The sequence below is a fragment of the Kitasatospora sp. NBC_00039 genome (assembly GCF_045160625.1).
In the GTDB taxonomy this organism is placed as follows: Bacteria; Actinomycetota; Actinomycetes; order Streptomycetales; family Streptomycetaceae; genus Kitasatospora.
The window spans coordinates 43,662-57,784 of record NZ_CP108290.1 but is presented as its reverse complement, the minus strand read 5'-3'; the positions used below and the strand labels follow the sequence as shown (position 1 = coordinate 57,784).

14 protein-coding genes are annotated in these 14,123 nt (G+C 73.4%); 7 read left to right on the top strand and 7 right to left on the bottom strand.

The features are described 5' to 3' along the window. The first annotated feature begins 93 nt into the window (after positions 1-93). The gene (locus OG286_RS36485; protein WP_331741137.1) at positions 94-639 is read left to right on the top strand and encodes an alpha/beta hydrolase; all 546 of its coding nucleotides are present in this window, start codon (positions 94-96) and stop codon (positions 637-639) included. On the opposite strand, the gene OG286_RS36480 is transcribed toward OG286_RS36485, so the two are convergent. Further along, complete coding sequence (locus tag OG286_RS36480) at positions 549-1,322, bottom strand: hypothetical protein (RefSeq protein ID WP_396323999.1); 774 nt, start codon at positions 1,320-1,322, stop codon at positions 549-551. The two genes, OG286_RS36485 and OG286_RS36480, sit on opposite strands and share 91 nt — an antisense overlap. On the opposite strand from OG286_RS36480, the gene OG286_RS36475 reads away from it, so the two are divergent. Continuing rightward, positions 1,321-2,604, top strand: a complete 1,284-nt coding sequence (locus tag OG286_RS36475) for a glycerophosphodiester phosphodiesterase (RefSeq protein ID WP_331741134.1) — start codon at positions 1,321-1,323, stop codon at positions 2,602-2,604. The two genes, OG286_RS36480 and OG286_RS36475, sit on opposite strands and share 2 nt — an antisense overlap. Before the next feature lie 77 nt (positions 2,605-2,681). On the opposite strand, the gene OG286_RS36470 is transcribed toward OG286_RS36475, so the two are convergent. Together OG286_RS36470 and OG286_RS36465 are read right to left on the bottom strand one after the other, a co-directional pair. After that, positions 2,682-4,994 (bottom strand): transglycosylase domain-containing protein, encoded by a 2,313-nt coding sequence (locus OG286_RS36470; RefSeq protein WP_331741132.1) that lies wholly within the window; start codon positions 4,992-4,994, stop codon positions 2,682-2,684. 185 nt (positions 4,995-5,179) lie between these two features. Continuing rightward, positions 5,180-6,259: a hypothetical protein gene (locus OG286_RS36465; protein WP_331741130.1), complete on the bottom strand. Its 1,080-nt coding sequence runs from the start codon at positions 6,257-6,259 to the stop codon at positions 5,180-5,182. Between the two features lie 118 nt (positions 6,260-6,377). Here OG286_RS36465 and OG286_RS36460 point away from each other — a divergent pair, with 118 nt between their 5' ends. The 3 genes from OG286_RS36460 (at position 6,378) to OG286_RS36450 (ending at position 9,144) form a co-directional block, all read left to right on the top strand. Then, on the top strand, positions 6,378-7,418 hold the full coding sequence (locus OG286_RS36460) for an SPFH domain-containing protein (protein WP_331741129.1): 1,041 nt from the start codon (positions 6,378-6,380) through the stop codon (positions 7,416-7,418). Continuing rightward, positions 7,415-8,314 carry a hypothetical protein gene (locus OG286_RS36455; protein WP_331741128.1) on the top strand — a complete coding sequence of 300 codons (900 nt, stop codon included), beginning with the start codon at positions 7,415-7,417 and terminating at the stop codon, positions 8,312-8,314. The genes OG286_RS36460 and OG286_RS36455 overlap by 4 nt, the downstream gene beginning before the upstream one ends. Before the next feature lie 182 nt (positions 8,315-8,496). Beyond that, positions 8,497-9,144 (top strand): HAD family acid phosphatase, encoded by a 648-nt coding sequence (locus OG286_RS36450; protein WP_331742597.1) that lies wholly within the window; start codon positions 8,497-8,499, stop codon positions 9,142-9,144. A 64-nt stretch (positions 9,145-9,208) separates the two neighbouring features. Here the strand turns inward: OG286_RS36450 and OG286_RS36445 are convergent, their stop codons facing one another. The 3 genes from OG286_RS36445 to map all read right to left on the bottom strand — a co-directional run bounded on the left by OG286_RS36445 (position 9,209) and on the right by map (position 12,125). Continuing rightward, positions 9,209-10,555, bottom strand: a complete 1,347-nt coding sequence (locus OG286_RS36445; protein ID WP_331741126.1) for a DUF2254 domain-containing protein — start codon at positions 10,553-10,555, stop codon at positions 9,209-9,211. A gap of 279 nt (positions 10,556-10,834) precedes the next feature. Continuing rightward, on the bottom strand, positions 10,835-11,260 hold the full coding sequence (locus OG286_RS36440) for a thioesterase family protein (RefSeq protein WP_331741124.1): 426 nt from the start codon (positions 11,258-11,260) through the stop codon (positions 10,835-10,837). 97 nt (positions 11,261-11,357) lie between these two features. Beyond that, a complete protein-coding gene (gene map / locus OG286_RS36435; protein ID WP_331742596.1) occupies positions 11,358-12,125 on the bottom strand; it encodes a type I methionyl aminopeptidase in 768 nt (255 codons plus the stop codon). Positions 12,126-12,205: 80 nt separating this feature from the next. Between map and OG286_RS36430 the strand changes: the two genes are divergently transcribed. Beyond that, on the top strand, positions 12,206-12,475 hold the full coding sequence (locus OG286_RS36430) for a helix-turn-helix transcriptional regulator (protein ID WP_331741122.1): 270 nt from the start codon (positions 12,206-12,208) through the stop codon (positions 12,473-12,475). 103 nt (positions 12,476-12,578) lie between these two features. Here OG286_RS36430 and sigJ read toward each other — a convergent pair whose 3' ends face one another. After that, positions 12,579-13,523, bottom strand: coding sequence for an RNA polymerase sigma factor SigJ (gene sigJ / locus OG286_RS36425; protein WP_331741121.1), 945 nt, complete (start codon positions 13,521-13,523; stop codon positions 12,579-12,581). A 171-nt stretch (positions 13,524-13,694) separates the two neighbouring features. Here sigJ and OG286_RS36420 point away from each other — a divergent pair, with 171 nt between their 5' ends. Then, a complete protein-coding gene (locus OG286_RS36420; RefSeq protein WP_331741119.1) occupies positions 13,695-14,099 on the top strand; it encodes a hypothetical protein in 405 nt (134 codons plus the stop codon). Positions 14,100-14,123 lie beyond the last annotated feature (24 nt).

The window sequence follows — 14,123 nt, the reverse complement described above, 5'->3', positions numbered from 1 at the left end:
GCGCGGACGGTCCTCCACCTGCGCCCCCTCGCCACCAGGACCGTAAACTCCACGGTGCCCACGCCACCGTCCTCCCGGAGGGAGTCCGCACCGATGTCGGACCGCGTCACCTACCTCGTCCTGCCCGGCTACGAGAGCTCGGGGCCCGAGCACTGGCAGACCCACTGGGAGGCGGCCGACCCGGCGTTCCGGCGCGTCGAGCAGGAGGACTGGGACCACCCGGAGCCGGACGCCTGGGTCGCCACCGTGGACGCCGCGGTCGCGGCGGCGGCGGCCGACGGCCCGGTGGTCCTGGTCGCCCACAGCCTCGGCTGCGCCGCGGTGGCCCGCTGGGTGGCCACGGCGCCGGCCGAGCGGACGGGTGTCGTGCGGGGTGCGCTGCTGGTCGCGCCGGCCGACATCGACAACGCCGACGTGCCCGCGCTGTTCGGCTTCCGCCCGGTGGCGCGGGAGCCGTTCCCGTTCCCGGCCCTGGTGGTCAACAGCACCGACGACCCGTGGGTCACCCCGGAGCGCGGCCGCGGCTTCGCCGAGGCGTGGGGCGCGCGTTACGTCGAGGTCGGTGCGCACGGGCACCTCAACTCCGCGTCCGCCCTCGGCGACTGGCCGGAGGGCCGGAAGCTGCTGGCCGAGCTCTGACGGCCGGAGGTACGGCGGGGCCGGCCCGCGGCGCTCAGCCCAGGCCGGCCGCGTGCGCGGTGAGGGTGAGCAGCGCCGCGTTGCCCGCCGCGCCGGCCCGCGGCGGCGGCGAGGAAACGGGCGGGCGTGCCGTCCCGGAACGGGTTGAGGGCCAGGGCGAGGAAGAAGCCCGGCATCGTCCAGAGCGCCACCGTCCACTGCCTGTACGCGTGGGCGGGGCTGGTCCCGGCCCACAGCTCGCGGGCGGCGGCGACGGCGAACGCCAGGGAGAACGCGAGGTACCCGGCGGCCTGCCAGAGCACGGCGGGAACGCCGGGGACGACGGTGTGCGGCATGGGCCCGTCCTGCGCCGGGCGCCGGGCGGCCGCATGAGTGCCCGTACTCAGACGGGCGATCGGTGCGCACCCGTGCGACCCCGGCAACACACGGACGAGCGGCGGAACTTCTCCCGCAGTTCGCCCGTAGGCCACCCGGCCGCGGGCCGCTGCTCCTAGTCTGCGGGCGACGAACGCCACCTCGACGAGCACCACCTCGGCGAACGCCCTCTCGACGAGCACCACCTCGACGAGCTGGACCACGACGAGCACGATCTCGAAGAGCACCCCACCGCGACCGGCACCACCGCGGCCACCACCGTCCCCGCCACCACCGCCGCGCCACCAGCGCGGGCAAGGAGCATCCATGACGTACCGTCCGCTCGACGGCAGCACCCCGGCAGAGCCCGTGCAGGGCGCCGACTCCTCGCGCCGCCTGTTCCTGCGCGCGACCGGCGTCGCCGGCCTGGGCGCGGCCGCGCTGGCCGCCGGCGCCGGGGACGCGTTCGCGGCACCCGGCGCCGACCAGCCCGACCCCGGGCAGCCCGACTCCTCCGACGAGCGCGCGGCCGCCGCCCGCCCGGCCGGGACCCGCCCGCCGGTGCGCACCGGCACCGGCCTGGACCGCCTCCCGCACCCGCTGGTCATCGGCCACCGCGGCGCCCCCGGCTACCGTCCGGAGGAGACCCTGGGCTCCTACGAGCTGGCACTGGAGCTGGGCGCGGACGTCATCGAGCCGGACCTGGTGCCCACCAAGGACGGCCATCTGGTGATCCGGCACGAGAACAACATCGCCGAGACCACCGATGTCGCCGACCACCCCGAGTTCGCGGGCCGGCAGACCACCAAGACCATCGACGGCACCCCGCTCACCGGCTGGTTCACCGAGGACTTCACGCTGGCCGAGCTGAAGACGCTGCGTGCCAAGGAGCGCCTGCCGCAGCAGCGCCAGCGCAACACCCTGTACGACGGCCGCTGGCAGATCCTCACCTTCCGCGAGCTGGCAGACTTCGCGCGCAAGCGCGGGCGCGAGCTGGGCCGCGAGGTCTGGCTCTACCCCGAGACCAAGCACCCGAGTTACTTCCGTTCGATAGGCCTGCCCCTGGAGGAGCGGCTCGCGGACGAGCTGCGCCGCACCGGCCTGGCGGGCAAGCGCGGGCGGGCGATCCTGCAGTCCTTCGAGCCGAGCAGCCTGCAGCGGCTGGCGAACCTGGTCGACAACCCGCGGATCCAGTTGCTCGGCGCCGCGACCACCCAGCCGTACGACTTCGTGCTCGCCGGCGACAAGCGGACGGTGGCCGACCTGGTGACGCCGGAGGGGCTGCGCTGGATCGCCTCCTTCGCGCACGGCATCGGCCCGACCACGCAGCTGATCGCGCCGGTGGACGCGAGCGGCAAGCTCCAGCCGCCGACCACCCTGGTGCGCGACGCGCACGCGGCCAACCTGCTGCTGCACCCGTACACGGTGCGCAACGAGAACGGCTTCCTGCCGCTCGACTACCGCCGGGGCACCGACCCGAACGCGTACGGCGACGCGATCGGCTGGGCCAAGTACCTCTACGAGCTGGGCGTGGACGGCTTCTTCACCGACCAGACCGACACCTCGATCCTGGCCCGGCAGGACTTCTGGGCCGCCAAGGGCGTCAGCTGAGCAACCACTGAGGCCCCGTACGTGACGGTGCCCCGGACCGTGGGCCGGTCCGGGGCACCGTCATCGTCGTGCAGGGGTCAGTGGTCGTCGCCCTGGTCGGTCGGCGGGGCGCTGCGGGGCCGGCCGGGCGGGGGCGTCCGGCCGCCGGGCCGTCCCGGCGCGGTCTCGGGCCGGCTGTTGCCCGGGTCGGCGGTGCCGCTCGGGCCGCTGCTGCCCGTACCGGAGCCGCTCGGGCTCGCACTCGGGTCCTTCTTCGGCGGAGGGTCCGGGATGTAGACGGTCTGGAAGTCCTCCTCCGGCATGCCCTTGACCGCCTGGCTCATCGCCATCTCCCAGATCGGGCCGGGGCCGGTGGCACCGAAGATCTCCTCGTAGTACTTGCCGCCGATCCGGATGTTCTTCATCGGCACGCCCTTGGCCGGGCCGCCGAGCCAGACCGAGGCGGCGAGCTGCGGGGTGTAGCCGCTGAACCAGGCCGCCTTCTTCTCGTCGGCGGTGCCGGTCTTGCCGGCGATCTGCCGGCCGTCGTCCAGTCCCAGGTCACGGGCGGTGCCCTTCTCGGTCACCCCGAGCAGCACGGTGTTGATGACGTCGGCGGTGGACTCGGAGACCGCCTGGCCGCACTTGACCGGGGTGACGGGCACGTCCCGGCCGTCCACGGTGGTGATCTTGTTGATCGCGACCGGCGTGCAGTAGGTGCCCCGGGCGGCGAAGGTGGCGTAGACGTTCGCCATGACCAGCGGGCTGACCTCCTGGGTGCCGAGGCCCAGCGCGGGCAGCTCCTGGAGGGGGTCGCCGCTGGCCTTGCCCGCGACGCCCAGCTTGTTGGCCATCTGCTTGACCGAGCAGAGGCCGATCTCCTGCTCCATCTGGACGAAGTAGGTGTTGACCGAGAGGGCCATCGCCTGCTTCAGCTGGTACGGGCCGACCTCACTGGCCGACTCGTTGGGGACGGAGCCCTCCTTCTTGCCCTTCTGCAGGTTCTTCCAGTTACCCGAGCAGGTGGACATCGTCGGCCAGTCCATCCGGTTCGGCGACGGGTACTGCTGGGTGGGCGACAGCCCGGCCTCCAGTGCGGCGGCGGCCACGATCGGCTTGAAGTTGGAGCCGGGCTGGAAGCCGTTGCCGCCGCCCATCGCCGCGTCGACGTTGTAGTTGACGACGGTCTGGTTCTTGTTCGGGTCCAGGCCGTACGGGCGGGTCTGGGCCATCGCCAGGATCTTGCCGCTGCCCGGCTCGACCATGGTCATCGCCGCGGAGACCGGGTCGGAGACGAACACCTTCTTGGTCACCGCGTTCTGCGCGGCGGCCTGCTTCTGCGGGTCCAGGGTGGTGTAGATGTTGAGACCGCCCTGGTCCCAGAGCTTCTTCCGGTCGGCGGCGGTCTTGCCGAACACCGGGTCCTGCTTGACCACGTGGCGCACGTAGTCGCAGAAGAAGCCCATCCCGGCGTTGGCGGTGATGCAGCCGTTCTGCGGCTCCTTGTAGCGCAGGCCGAGCGGGGCGGCCTTGGCCTCCCTGGCCTGGTCCGCGGTGATGTGCTTGTTCTCCACCATCTTGTCGATGACGGTGTCGCGGCGCTTCTGGGCGGCGACCGGGTGCGTCTTGGGGTCGTACTGCGACGGGTTCTGCACCAGCCCGGCGAGCGTGGCCGCCTCGGGGAGGGTCAGGTCCTTGGCGTCCTTGCTGAAGTAGCGCTGGGAGGCGGCCTGGATGCCGTACGCCTGGTGGCCGTAGAAGGTGATGTTCAGGTAGTTGGAGAGGATCTGGTCCTTCGTCAGTTCCTCCTCGAGCTTGATGGCGTACTTGAGTTCCTGGATCTTGCGGCCCAGGGTCTTGCGCTGGGCCTCCAGGACGGCGGCCTGGTCGTCGCCGGCCTTCTCGACGTTGACGTTCTTCACGTACTGCTGGGTCAGCGTGGAGGCGCCCTGGACGGCGGTGCCGCTCTCGGCGTTCTTGGTGGCGGCCCGGAGCACGCCCTTCAGGTCGACCGCGCCGTGCTCGTAGAAGCGGGCGTCCTCGATGTCCACCTGCGCCTGGCGTATCAGCGGTGACATCTGGTCGGCGGGTATGACCGTGCGGTCACGCTCGTAGACCTTGGCTATCAGCACGCCCGTGGCGTCGTAGATCTGCGAAGCCTGGCTCAGCGGCGGGGTCTTGAAGTCGTCCGGGATGCTGTCGAAGCTGTCCGCCGTGCTCTTGGCGGACAGCCCGAGCGCACCCGCCGCCGGCAGGGCCACCCCTGCCAGCAGGACGCCGGCCAGCGTGCTGTAGCCGAGGAACTTCACCGCGTGGCCCACCAGGCCGAGCGGCGTCTCGCGGCGCGGGGGACGCGGGATCCAGGTGTCACCCTGTTCCGGGGAGACGGTGCGGCGGCTCTTCCGTGACATAGCCGGAACACTACGTCCACGAAAACCGCCTGTGGGGCGGGTGTTGGCCAAGGGATGTCACAAATCTGCGACAGATTCGCCGCATCCGGGCCTGTCGGACACACGTCCGCCCCAACTCGGCGCAGCGGCGCGGGTCGTTCGCCTACACCCGTTCGACGGCTCCGGGCGGGCGCGGTGAACGTCCGTCAGTCCGACCGGCGCTTCTTCCGCAGCCCGAGCACCGCGCCCACCACGGCGAGCAGGAACACCACGCCCAGGGCGCGGTCCGACGGGCCCGCGGAGGAGTCGGACGAGGAAGAAGCGGCCGAGGAGGCCCCCGAGGGCGAGGAGCCGGCGGCCTGGCCGGGGGCCGCCGCGGCGCCGCCCGACGGCGAGGGGGACGCCAACGGCTTGACGGTGTCCGGGAGCAGGTCGTCGTCCAGCGGCTCCCGCCAGACCGGGCTGTCCTTGCCCTCGGTGCCGTAGAGCACCGCCCGACCGTCCGCCGTGAACGTGACCGACTCGCCCTGGCGCTGCAACGGCGGGGAGAGCGCGCCGAGTTCGGCGGGCGCGCCGTCCTTCCAGCGGTACATCTCGGCGGCGAGGTAACCGCGCAGCACGAGCCGGGTGCCGTCGGGCGAGAAGGCGCCGTCGGTGACCCATGGGACGTCGCCGATCCGGCGGAAGGTGTTGATGCCGGCGGTGGAGAGCTTCTCCGGCCCCTGGTAGAGGCCGCCCCCGCTCTCCTTCTTGCTGGCGATGTACGCGCGGCCGGTGACCGGGTGGACCATCAGCGCCTCGGCGTCGCGCGGCCCGTCCTCGTAGCGGACCCGGTAGCGGACGACGTCCACCGACTGGTCGCGCAGTTCGGCGGGCTCGGCGAAGGAGTAGATCCAGACCTCGGACCACTTGCCGCCGAGGTTGTCGCCGATGTCGCCGACGTAGACCCGCCCGTCGGGGCCGAGCGAGATCGCCTCGACGTCGCGCGGCTCGATGCCGCGCAGGGTGACGGTGGCTACGGTGCGGCCCTGCGAGTCGACGGCGTAGACGTACGGGCCGTCGTCGCTGTCGTTGTGCGTCCAGTAGACGCCGGGGTGGGCGAGGCTGGCGGCCAGGCCGCTGGACTCGGTGATGCGCGGGTCGCCGATGGTGAACGCCTGCCCGGCGCCACCGGCCGCGCGGGCGGGCGGGGCCGCGGTGAGGGCGGCCACCGCGAGGGCCGCCGCGAGAGCGGCCGAGGCGCGCGCCGCCCCCCGATGCCGCTGCCGCCGTGTCTTCGTTCGCATCCTCAGCACCCGCCGATCCTCCCACGACGCGGGAGGATCGACCGGGACCCCTTTTCGTCATCTTGACGAGATTGCCGCGCGCCCAATATCGTCGCAGTGACGAAAAGGGGTCCCGCTCATGGCCGACATCACCAAGCGTTTCGGACTGCGCCACCTGCGCGCCGTGCCCACCGCCCACATCCGCCACCTCGACCAGGGCAAGGTCGCCCACGACGGCGCCGGCCTCGCCTTCTGGTTCCGCCCGCTCACCGCCGCCCTCTCCGAAGTGCCGGTGGACGACCGCGAGCTGGCGATGCTCTTCCACGCCCGCACCTCGGACTTCCAGGACGTCACCGTGCAGGCCACGCTGACCTACCGGATCACCGAACCCGCCACCGCGGCCGCCCGCGTCGACTTCGGCATCGACCCCGACACCGGCGCCTGGCGCGCCGCCCCGCTCGACCAGATCGCCACCCTGCTCACCGAGACCGCCCAGCAGCACGCGCTCGGCCTTCTCGCCCGCACCCCGCTCGCCGCCGCGCTGGTCGACGGCGTCAGCACCGTCCGCGACCGGATGGCCGCCGGGCTCGGCGCCGAACCGCGGATCACCGAGACCGGGCTCGCCGTGATCGCCGTCCGTGTCGTCGCGCTGCGCCCCGAACCGGAGGTGGAGCGCGCCCTGCGCACCCCCGCCCGCGAGCTGGTCCAGCAGGAGGCCGACCGGGCCACCTTCGAGCGGCGCGCCGTCGCCGTCGAGCACGAGCGCGGCATCGCCGAGAACGAGCTCGCCAACCGGATCGAACTGGCCCGGCGGGAGAAGCAGCTGATCACCCAGCGGGGCGCCAACGCGCGGCTCCAGGCCGAGGACGAGGCGGTCGCCGACCGGGTCCGCGCCGAAGCCGAGGCCGAACGCCGCACCCGGCTCGCCACCGCCGAGGCCGAAGCCGCCCGCGCCCTCTCCGGCGCGGAGGCCGACGCCACCCGCGCGCTCGGCGCCGCGAAGGCCGCTGCCGAGGCCGCCTGGCTCACCGCCCACCAGCAGGCCGACCCGGCTGTGCTGCGGGCGCTCGCCCTGATGCGGCTGGCCGAGCACCTGCCGCAGATCGACAGCGTCACCGTCACCCCGGACCTGCTCACCGGGCTGCTCGCCAAGCTCGCCGGCCCGGCGGGTGAGCGGTGACGCTCGCCCCCCGGGCGGTCCTGGTGCACCGCCGCACGGAGTACGAGGAGCTGCTCGCCCACCACGGCACGCCCGGGCAGGCCGCGTTCTTCCTCTCCTCGCGCGGCCGGTCCGTCGCGGAGGTCGGGCAACGTCACCACCGGCAGGCCGAGGCGCTCGCCCGGGCCGCGGCCGCCGTCCCCCTGGACTGGCGGCGCACCCGGGTCGAACGGGCCGACCTGCCGCGCTTCCTGTTCGAGCCGGAGGACGTGGTGGTCGTGGTCGGCCAGGACGGGCTGGTCGCCAACGTCGCCAAGTACCTCGACGGCCAGCCGGTCATCGGCGTCGACGCGGACCCGGCCCGCAACCCCGGCGTCCTGGTCCGCCACCGCGCCGACGCCCTGCCCGCCCTCCTCCCGGCCGCCGTCGCCCGCAGCGGCGCGCGGCACCTGGAGGAGCGCACCATGGTCGAGGCGGTCGCCGACGACACCCAGCGACTGCTGGCGCTCAACGAGGTGTACGTCGGACAGCCCGGGCACCAGACGGCGCGGTACCGGCTGGCCACGGACGAGGAGTCACCGGAGCCCCAGGCCTCCTCCGGGGTGCTGGTCGGCACCGGGACGGGCGCCACCGGCTGGTGCCGGTCGGCCTGGCTGGAGCGCGGCGGACCGCTCGCCCTTCCCGAGGCGGCCGCTCCCGCGCTCGCCTGGTTCGTCCGCGAGGCCTGGCCCTCCCCCGCGACCGGCACCAGCCGGGTGCACGGGGTGCTGGACGCCGGCCGGCGGCTGGTGCTGACGGTCGAGTCGGACCGCCTGGTCGCCTTCGGCGACGGCATCGAGACGGACGCGCTGGAACTCACCTGGGGGCAGAGCATCCGGCTGGGGGTCGCGGGGACCCGGCTGCGGCTGCTCGGGTGACCGGCCCGCTCTGCGCGGCACCCGAAGCGTTCACACGCGGGATGCACAGAAGATTGTTACCTGCCGGTAAGCGCGAGTCCTGTTGCGGGACCTGATGGTGTGCGAGATTTGCCATGACCGCGTCGCGTTCGTCGCGCCGCGGGCTCCCGAGACCATGACAGAAAGGCTCCCCGGTGGCAGGTATGAGACTGGTCGGCAAAGCAGCCGCCCCCGTCGTTCTGGCCGGCATAGTCCTCGCGGGCCTCGCCGGCCCGGCGGCGGCCGCCCCCGTACACCCGGCACCCGCCGTCGCGCAGACCGCGCCCCAGGCCGCGGCGCCGGCCGCGCTCTCCGCGGCGGGGGTGACCGAGAGCCAGTGGCTGGCCGACGTCCGCACGGCCCTCGCCCCGGCCCGCGGCTACATCGAGCAGCGCACCTCCGGCGCCGACGCGGCCGTCCGGCCCGCGATCGTGTTCGACATCGACAACACGACGCTCCAGTCGCACTTCCACCCGTTCAGCCAGCCCGCGGTCGGCCCCTCGCTGGACCTTGCGGCCTACGCGCACTCCCGCGGCGTCGCGGTGATCTTCATCACCGCACGCCCGGACTTCATCGACTCGCTGACCCGCTGCGCCCTCCAGCGCGCCGGCTACCCGGTGGACGGCCTGTACGGTCGCGACCTCGACGACCTCTTCCAGCCGGTCCAGGACTTCAAGACCGGCCAGCGCACCGCGGTCGAGCAGCAGGGCTACACGATCATCGCCAACGTCGGCAACAACACCACCGACCTGGTGGGCGGCCACGCCGATCGGACCTTCAAGCTCCCCGACTACGACGGCCTGCTCTCCTAGCGCGGCCGCGTCACCGGCGCCCCGGTGCCCGGTACCGCCCGACGGCGGTGCCGGGCGACGGGCGTCAGGGCTGCCCGGTACGGCTCGCGTACACGGCGAGGACGGCCAGGTAGCGGCGGCGCACGTCCTCGCGGTCGGCCGGCTCGGTCACCGACTCCGCGCTCAACCGGTCGATCATCGCGGCCTGGCGGAGCAGCACCTGGCGCTGCGCCTCGGTCGTGGTCTCCACCATGATCTCCGCCAGCGCGTCGAGCTGGCGGATCAGTACCGCCGGCATCCCGTGGGCGGTCTGACGGATCTTCTCGAACGCGCGCTCGACCAGCCGCTCGTAGCTCACCGGCGCGGAGATCACCCGGATGTACCCGGCCGCGTCGCGGTGGACCGGGTCCGGGTGCCAGCGGGCCGCGATCCGGCACAGCCCCTCGCCGAGCCAGTCGATGCAGGTCAGGGTGGTGAAGGTGTCGTTCACCGCGGTGGACAGCGCCCGGATGGCGATCTCCACCAGCTGGTCCACCGCGAAGGCGATGTCCTGGGCGAGCGTCCTGGTCGGGCCGGTGATGTGGGCGCGGGCGAAGCTCCGCGTCACCTCGGCCGCCGCCTCAGCGGGCCAGACCGTCGCGAGCTGGTGCCCCTGCACCAGGAAGTGCCCGGGCCGGTGGTCCAGCCGGATGACGGCGTCGAGCTCGGTCGCCATCCGGACCAACGTGCGGTGCCGGACGAACTGCAGGTAGCCGCTGGCCGGCGCCGGCACGGCCGCCCCCGCCGCGTTCAGCCGGGCGTGCAGTTCGGCCGGCGGCGGCCCACGCTCGACGTCGCCGCCCGGTGCGGGCTCACCCGCCCCCGCCTCGATCGCCGCCGACAGCTCGGCCGCGATGTTGGCGATGACCCGGGGCAGCTGGATCGACGTGGCGATGTGGTGGATGAAGTAGATCAGCACCCCGAGGTCGGCCAGTACCAGGGCCATGCACACCGTGATGGACAGGTGCGGGACGAACTCACCGCGCGAGGACGGTCCGATCACCACCAGCGCCAGCACCGCGAAGACGAACGTCCCGACGAAGGTGCCCAGGGTCAGCTGGGTGGTGCGGTCCCGGATGAAGGTCCGCAGCATCCGCGGCCCGAACTGGGTGGAGGCCAGCGTCAGGGTCACGATCATGATCGAGAACACCACGCCGACGACGGTGATCAGCGCCGCCGCGATGGCGGCGAGGATCTGCCGGGCCGCGTCGGCGGTGCCGCTGATGACCCAGGTCGGCAGGGTCAGCCCACCCCGGTAGGCCGCCCGGTCCAGGGACCACGTGAGCAGGAAGAGCAGGCCGGCGAGCAGCACCTCCAGCATCGGCACCACCCACAGGTTGGTCCGCAGCGCCTCCCGGCGCCACTGCGCCTCCAGGTGGACCCCACCGATCACCTCGCCCGCCTCCAGTCCCCGCGCACCGGCCCGCCGAACGCCTGCTCACGTCAAGCGTTGGCCGACCGGGCGCCGACCGCCCGCCGGGCCGCCCGCCCGGGGGCCGGTCGGGTGGTGCCGCGCCCGGCGGCGGCAGCACCGCGGCGACGCGGCCGGGCGGGCGGGACGACGAGGGGCGGGCGGAGTCGGCGGGCGGGGAGCACCCAGGGTGGCGGGGAGCACCCAGGGTGGCGAGGACCGCGAAGGGCGGGCGGCGAAGCCCCCCGGCCGTGCGGAGGCTCAGAGCCCGAGCAGCCCCGGGTCCGACGCCAGGGCGAGCATCGGCTCGCGCGGGTCCGAGAGCAGCCGCCGCTCCGCCAGGTCGAGGAAGCCGCCCACACAGGTCACCCCGGCGGCGAGGACGCCGTCGGCCCGGGTGATGGCCTGCACCAGTTCGAAGGTCTTCCCGGCGCCCCAGACGAAGCGGCAGCTCACGTCCACCTCGTCACCCGCGCGCAGCTCCCGCCGGTACTTGACGGTGGTCTCCAGCACCACCGGGCCGATCCCCTTGGCCAGGAGCTCGGCCTGCCGCACGCCCGCCGCCTGGAGGTACTCCCACCGGGCGTGCTCGGCGTACTGGAGGTACACCGCCTGGTTGAGGTGGCCCTGTGCGTCGGTCTCGTAGCCACGGACGGTGACCCGCACCGTGAAGTCCTGATCCGTCATGGCCCGCACGCTACTCCGGACGCCGGGCCGGCAAAGCGTGGCGTCCGTCACGGACTGCCAGGCGAGCACCGGGGCCGGCAGCGGGCCGCCGAAAGGGCTACCGCAGGGTCAGGATGCGAGGGCCGTCCTCGGTGATCGCCACCGTGTGCTCGATGTGGGCGGCACGGCTGGCGTCGGTGGTGCGCAGCGTCCAGCCGTCCGGGTCGGTCGCGTAGTCGTCCCGGCCGCCGGCGGTGAGCATCGGCTCGATGGCCAGCACCAGCCCCGGCCGCAGCGGGTATCCGCGCCCCGGGCGGCCCTCGTTGGGCACGTGCGGCTCCTCGTGCATCCGCCGGCCGATGCCGTGCCCGCCGAACCCCTCCGGCAGCCCGTAGCCGGCCCCGCGCGCCACGCCGGCGATCGCGTGTGCGATGTCGCCGGTCCGGTTTCCGACCACCGCCGCGGCGATACCCGCCTCCAGCGCGCGGCGGGTGGTGTCGATCAGCTGCTCGTCCTCCGGCCGCGGCATCCCTACCGTGAAGCTGACGGCGGCGTCGCCCGCCCAGCCGTCCAGCACGGCCCCGCAGTCGATGCTCACCAGGTCGCCGTCCCGCAGCCGGTAGCCGTCCGGGATGCCGTGCACCACGGCGTCGTTGACGGAGGCGCAGATCACCGCCGGGAACGGCACCGGTGCGAACGACGGCCGGTAGCCGAGGAACGGTGACGTCGCCCCGGCGGCGCGGAGCACCTCGCGGGCCACCTCGTCCAGCTCCAGCAGGCTCACCCCGACGCCCGCCGACTTCTCGACCGCCGCCAGTGCGTCCGCGACCACTCGCCCGGTCTCCCGCATCCCCGCGAGTGCCGCCTCCGACTTGAGCTCGACCATGCCGCTGATCCCCTCGATCCGTACAGCCAATTCTTATACCGGTATATCTATCACGGTTACGGCGGTATTAGTATCGGCACATGGTGAGGACCCCGCTGACCCCCTGGGAGCGCGAACGCGGCGAGCGCTTCGGCGCCCTGCTGCGCGAGGCGCGTGGCACACGGAGCATGGTCGAGGTGGCGGCCGCGGCCGGCATCTCCTCCGAGACCCTCCGCAAGATCGAGACCGGCCGCGCCCCCACTCCGGCCTTCTTCACCGTCGCCGCCCTCGCCCACGCGCTCGGTCTCTCCCTCGACGACCTCGCCGAGGCCAGCGCCCTCGCGGAGGACGGCGAGGCGCTCACCGCGTAGGCGACGGCCCCCGGAGATCCGCCCCGGACGTCCCCCTGCCGGGGTGCGGCTCTGCCCGGGACGCCGAGGTGCCGGCGTGCCTCGCCGGGTTCCCGGTGCCGGGTCAGCCCCGTCCGTGCTCGGTCCAGGAGCGGAGCTTCTCCGGGTTGCGGACCGCCCAGATGCTCGACATGCGGCCGCCGGTGAGGCTGAACGCCGCCACGGTCACGGTGACACCGGCGACCTGGGCGACCAGGCCGGGCCGGCCGTTGACCGTCCGCTCCAGGAGCGTCAGCCCCGGGGCCTTCCCGGCGATGTGGATCAGGTACTGGGCGATGCGCTCGCTGCCCTCGACCGGGCGCAGGACGGCGCCGACCAGACCGCCGCCGTCGGCGACCATCGTGGCTTCGGGGTCGAGCAGGCCCACGAGGGCCTCGATGTCCCTGGCCTCCCACGCCTCCTTGAAGTGCCGCACCAGACCGGCCTGCCCGGCCGCCGGCCCCGGCGGAGCCTGCGCGGCGCGAACACGCCGACGGGCCGAGGAGGCCAGCTGCCGGCAGGCCGCGGGCGTCCGGCCGACGATCTCGGCGACCTCGGCGAAGGGGTACCGGAAGACGTCGTGCAGGATGAACGCCACGCGTTCGGCCGGAGTCATCGACTCCAGCACGACCAGGAAGGCCATGGTCACCGACTCGTCCAGGGTGATCCGGTCGGCGGGGTCGGCCGGCTCGGCCCTACCGCCTCCCGCCTGCCCGCTGGACCATTCCGTGCGGTCGGGCAGCGGCTCCGGTATCCAAGCGCCGACGTAGCGCTCGCGGCGGGCGCGCGCCGAGCCGAGCATGTCCAGGCAGATGCGGCCGGCCACCGTCGTCAGCCAGGCGCCGGGCGACTCGACGGCCTCCTGCCGCTGCCGCGACATCGCGTACCAGCGGGCGTAGGTCTCCTGCACGGCGTCCTCGGCCTCGGCCAGCGAACCGAGCAGCCGGTAGGCGAGATTGATCAGGTGGCGCCGCTCGTCGACGATCACGCTCTGGCCCGGCTCGGAGCGGGCCTCGGACGGGGTGTTCATGGCTGTGCCCGCTCCCTGGTTCTTCTCGTCCGCGTCCGCTCTCGCCACTTCGACGGATCACCGCACCGGACTGTCCGGCCGGCGCTTCACCTCACATTTCGCGGGCCTGCGTCGTCGGACTGGCGAGACAGTACCGATCCACCGCCGCGAGGCAGAAGAGGGGACCGCATCATGGCCACACAGACGACGGCCGCACCGAACAGGGTGACGTTCCTGCAGGCGGCGATCGCCCTGCAGACCCTGGCCATCTTCTTCCAGGCGGCCACCGCCGGAATGCTGCTGACCTCGCCTCAGGGCGAGACACTGCACAGCGCCGGAGCGCGCGTGATGTACGGCGCCTCGATGGTGTACGCGCTCGCCGCGATCCTGGCGTGGCGGCCCGGCGGCGGGCCGGGCCGCCCCATCCTGTACGCGTCCGGCTTCCTCGTACTCGCCTCGGTACAGGTGGTGCTGGGCATCGCGCACAAGCCCTCGCTCCATGTGCCCCTGGGCGTCCTGATGTTCGGCCTGAGCGTGCTGGCGCTGGGCCAGGTGCTGTTCACCCGCCCGACAGAGCACGCCGGCGCCCGGTCGTAGTCGCGCCCTGCACCGGACCGCGGT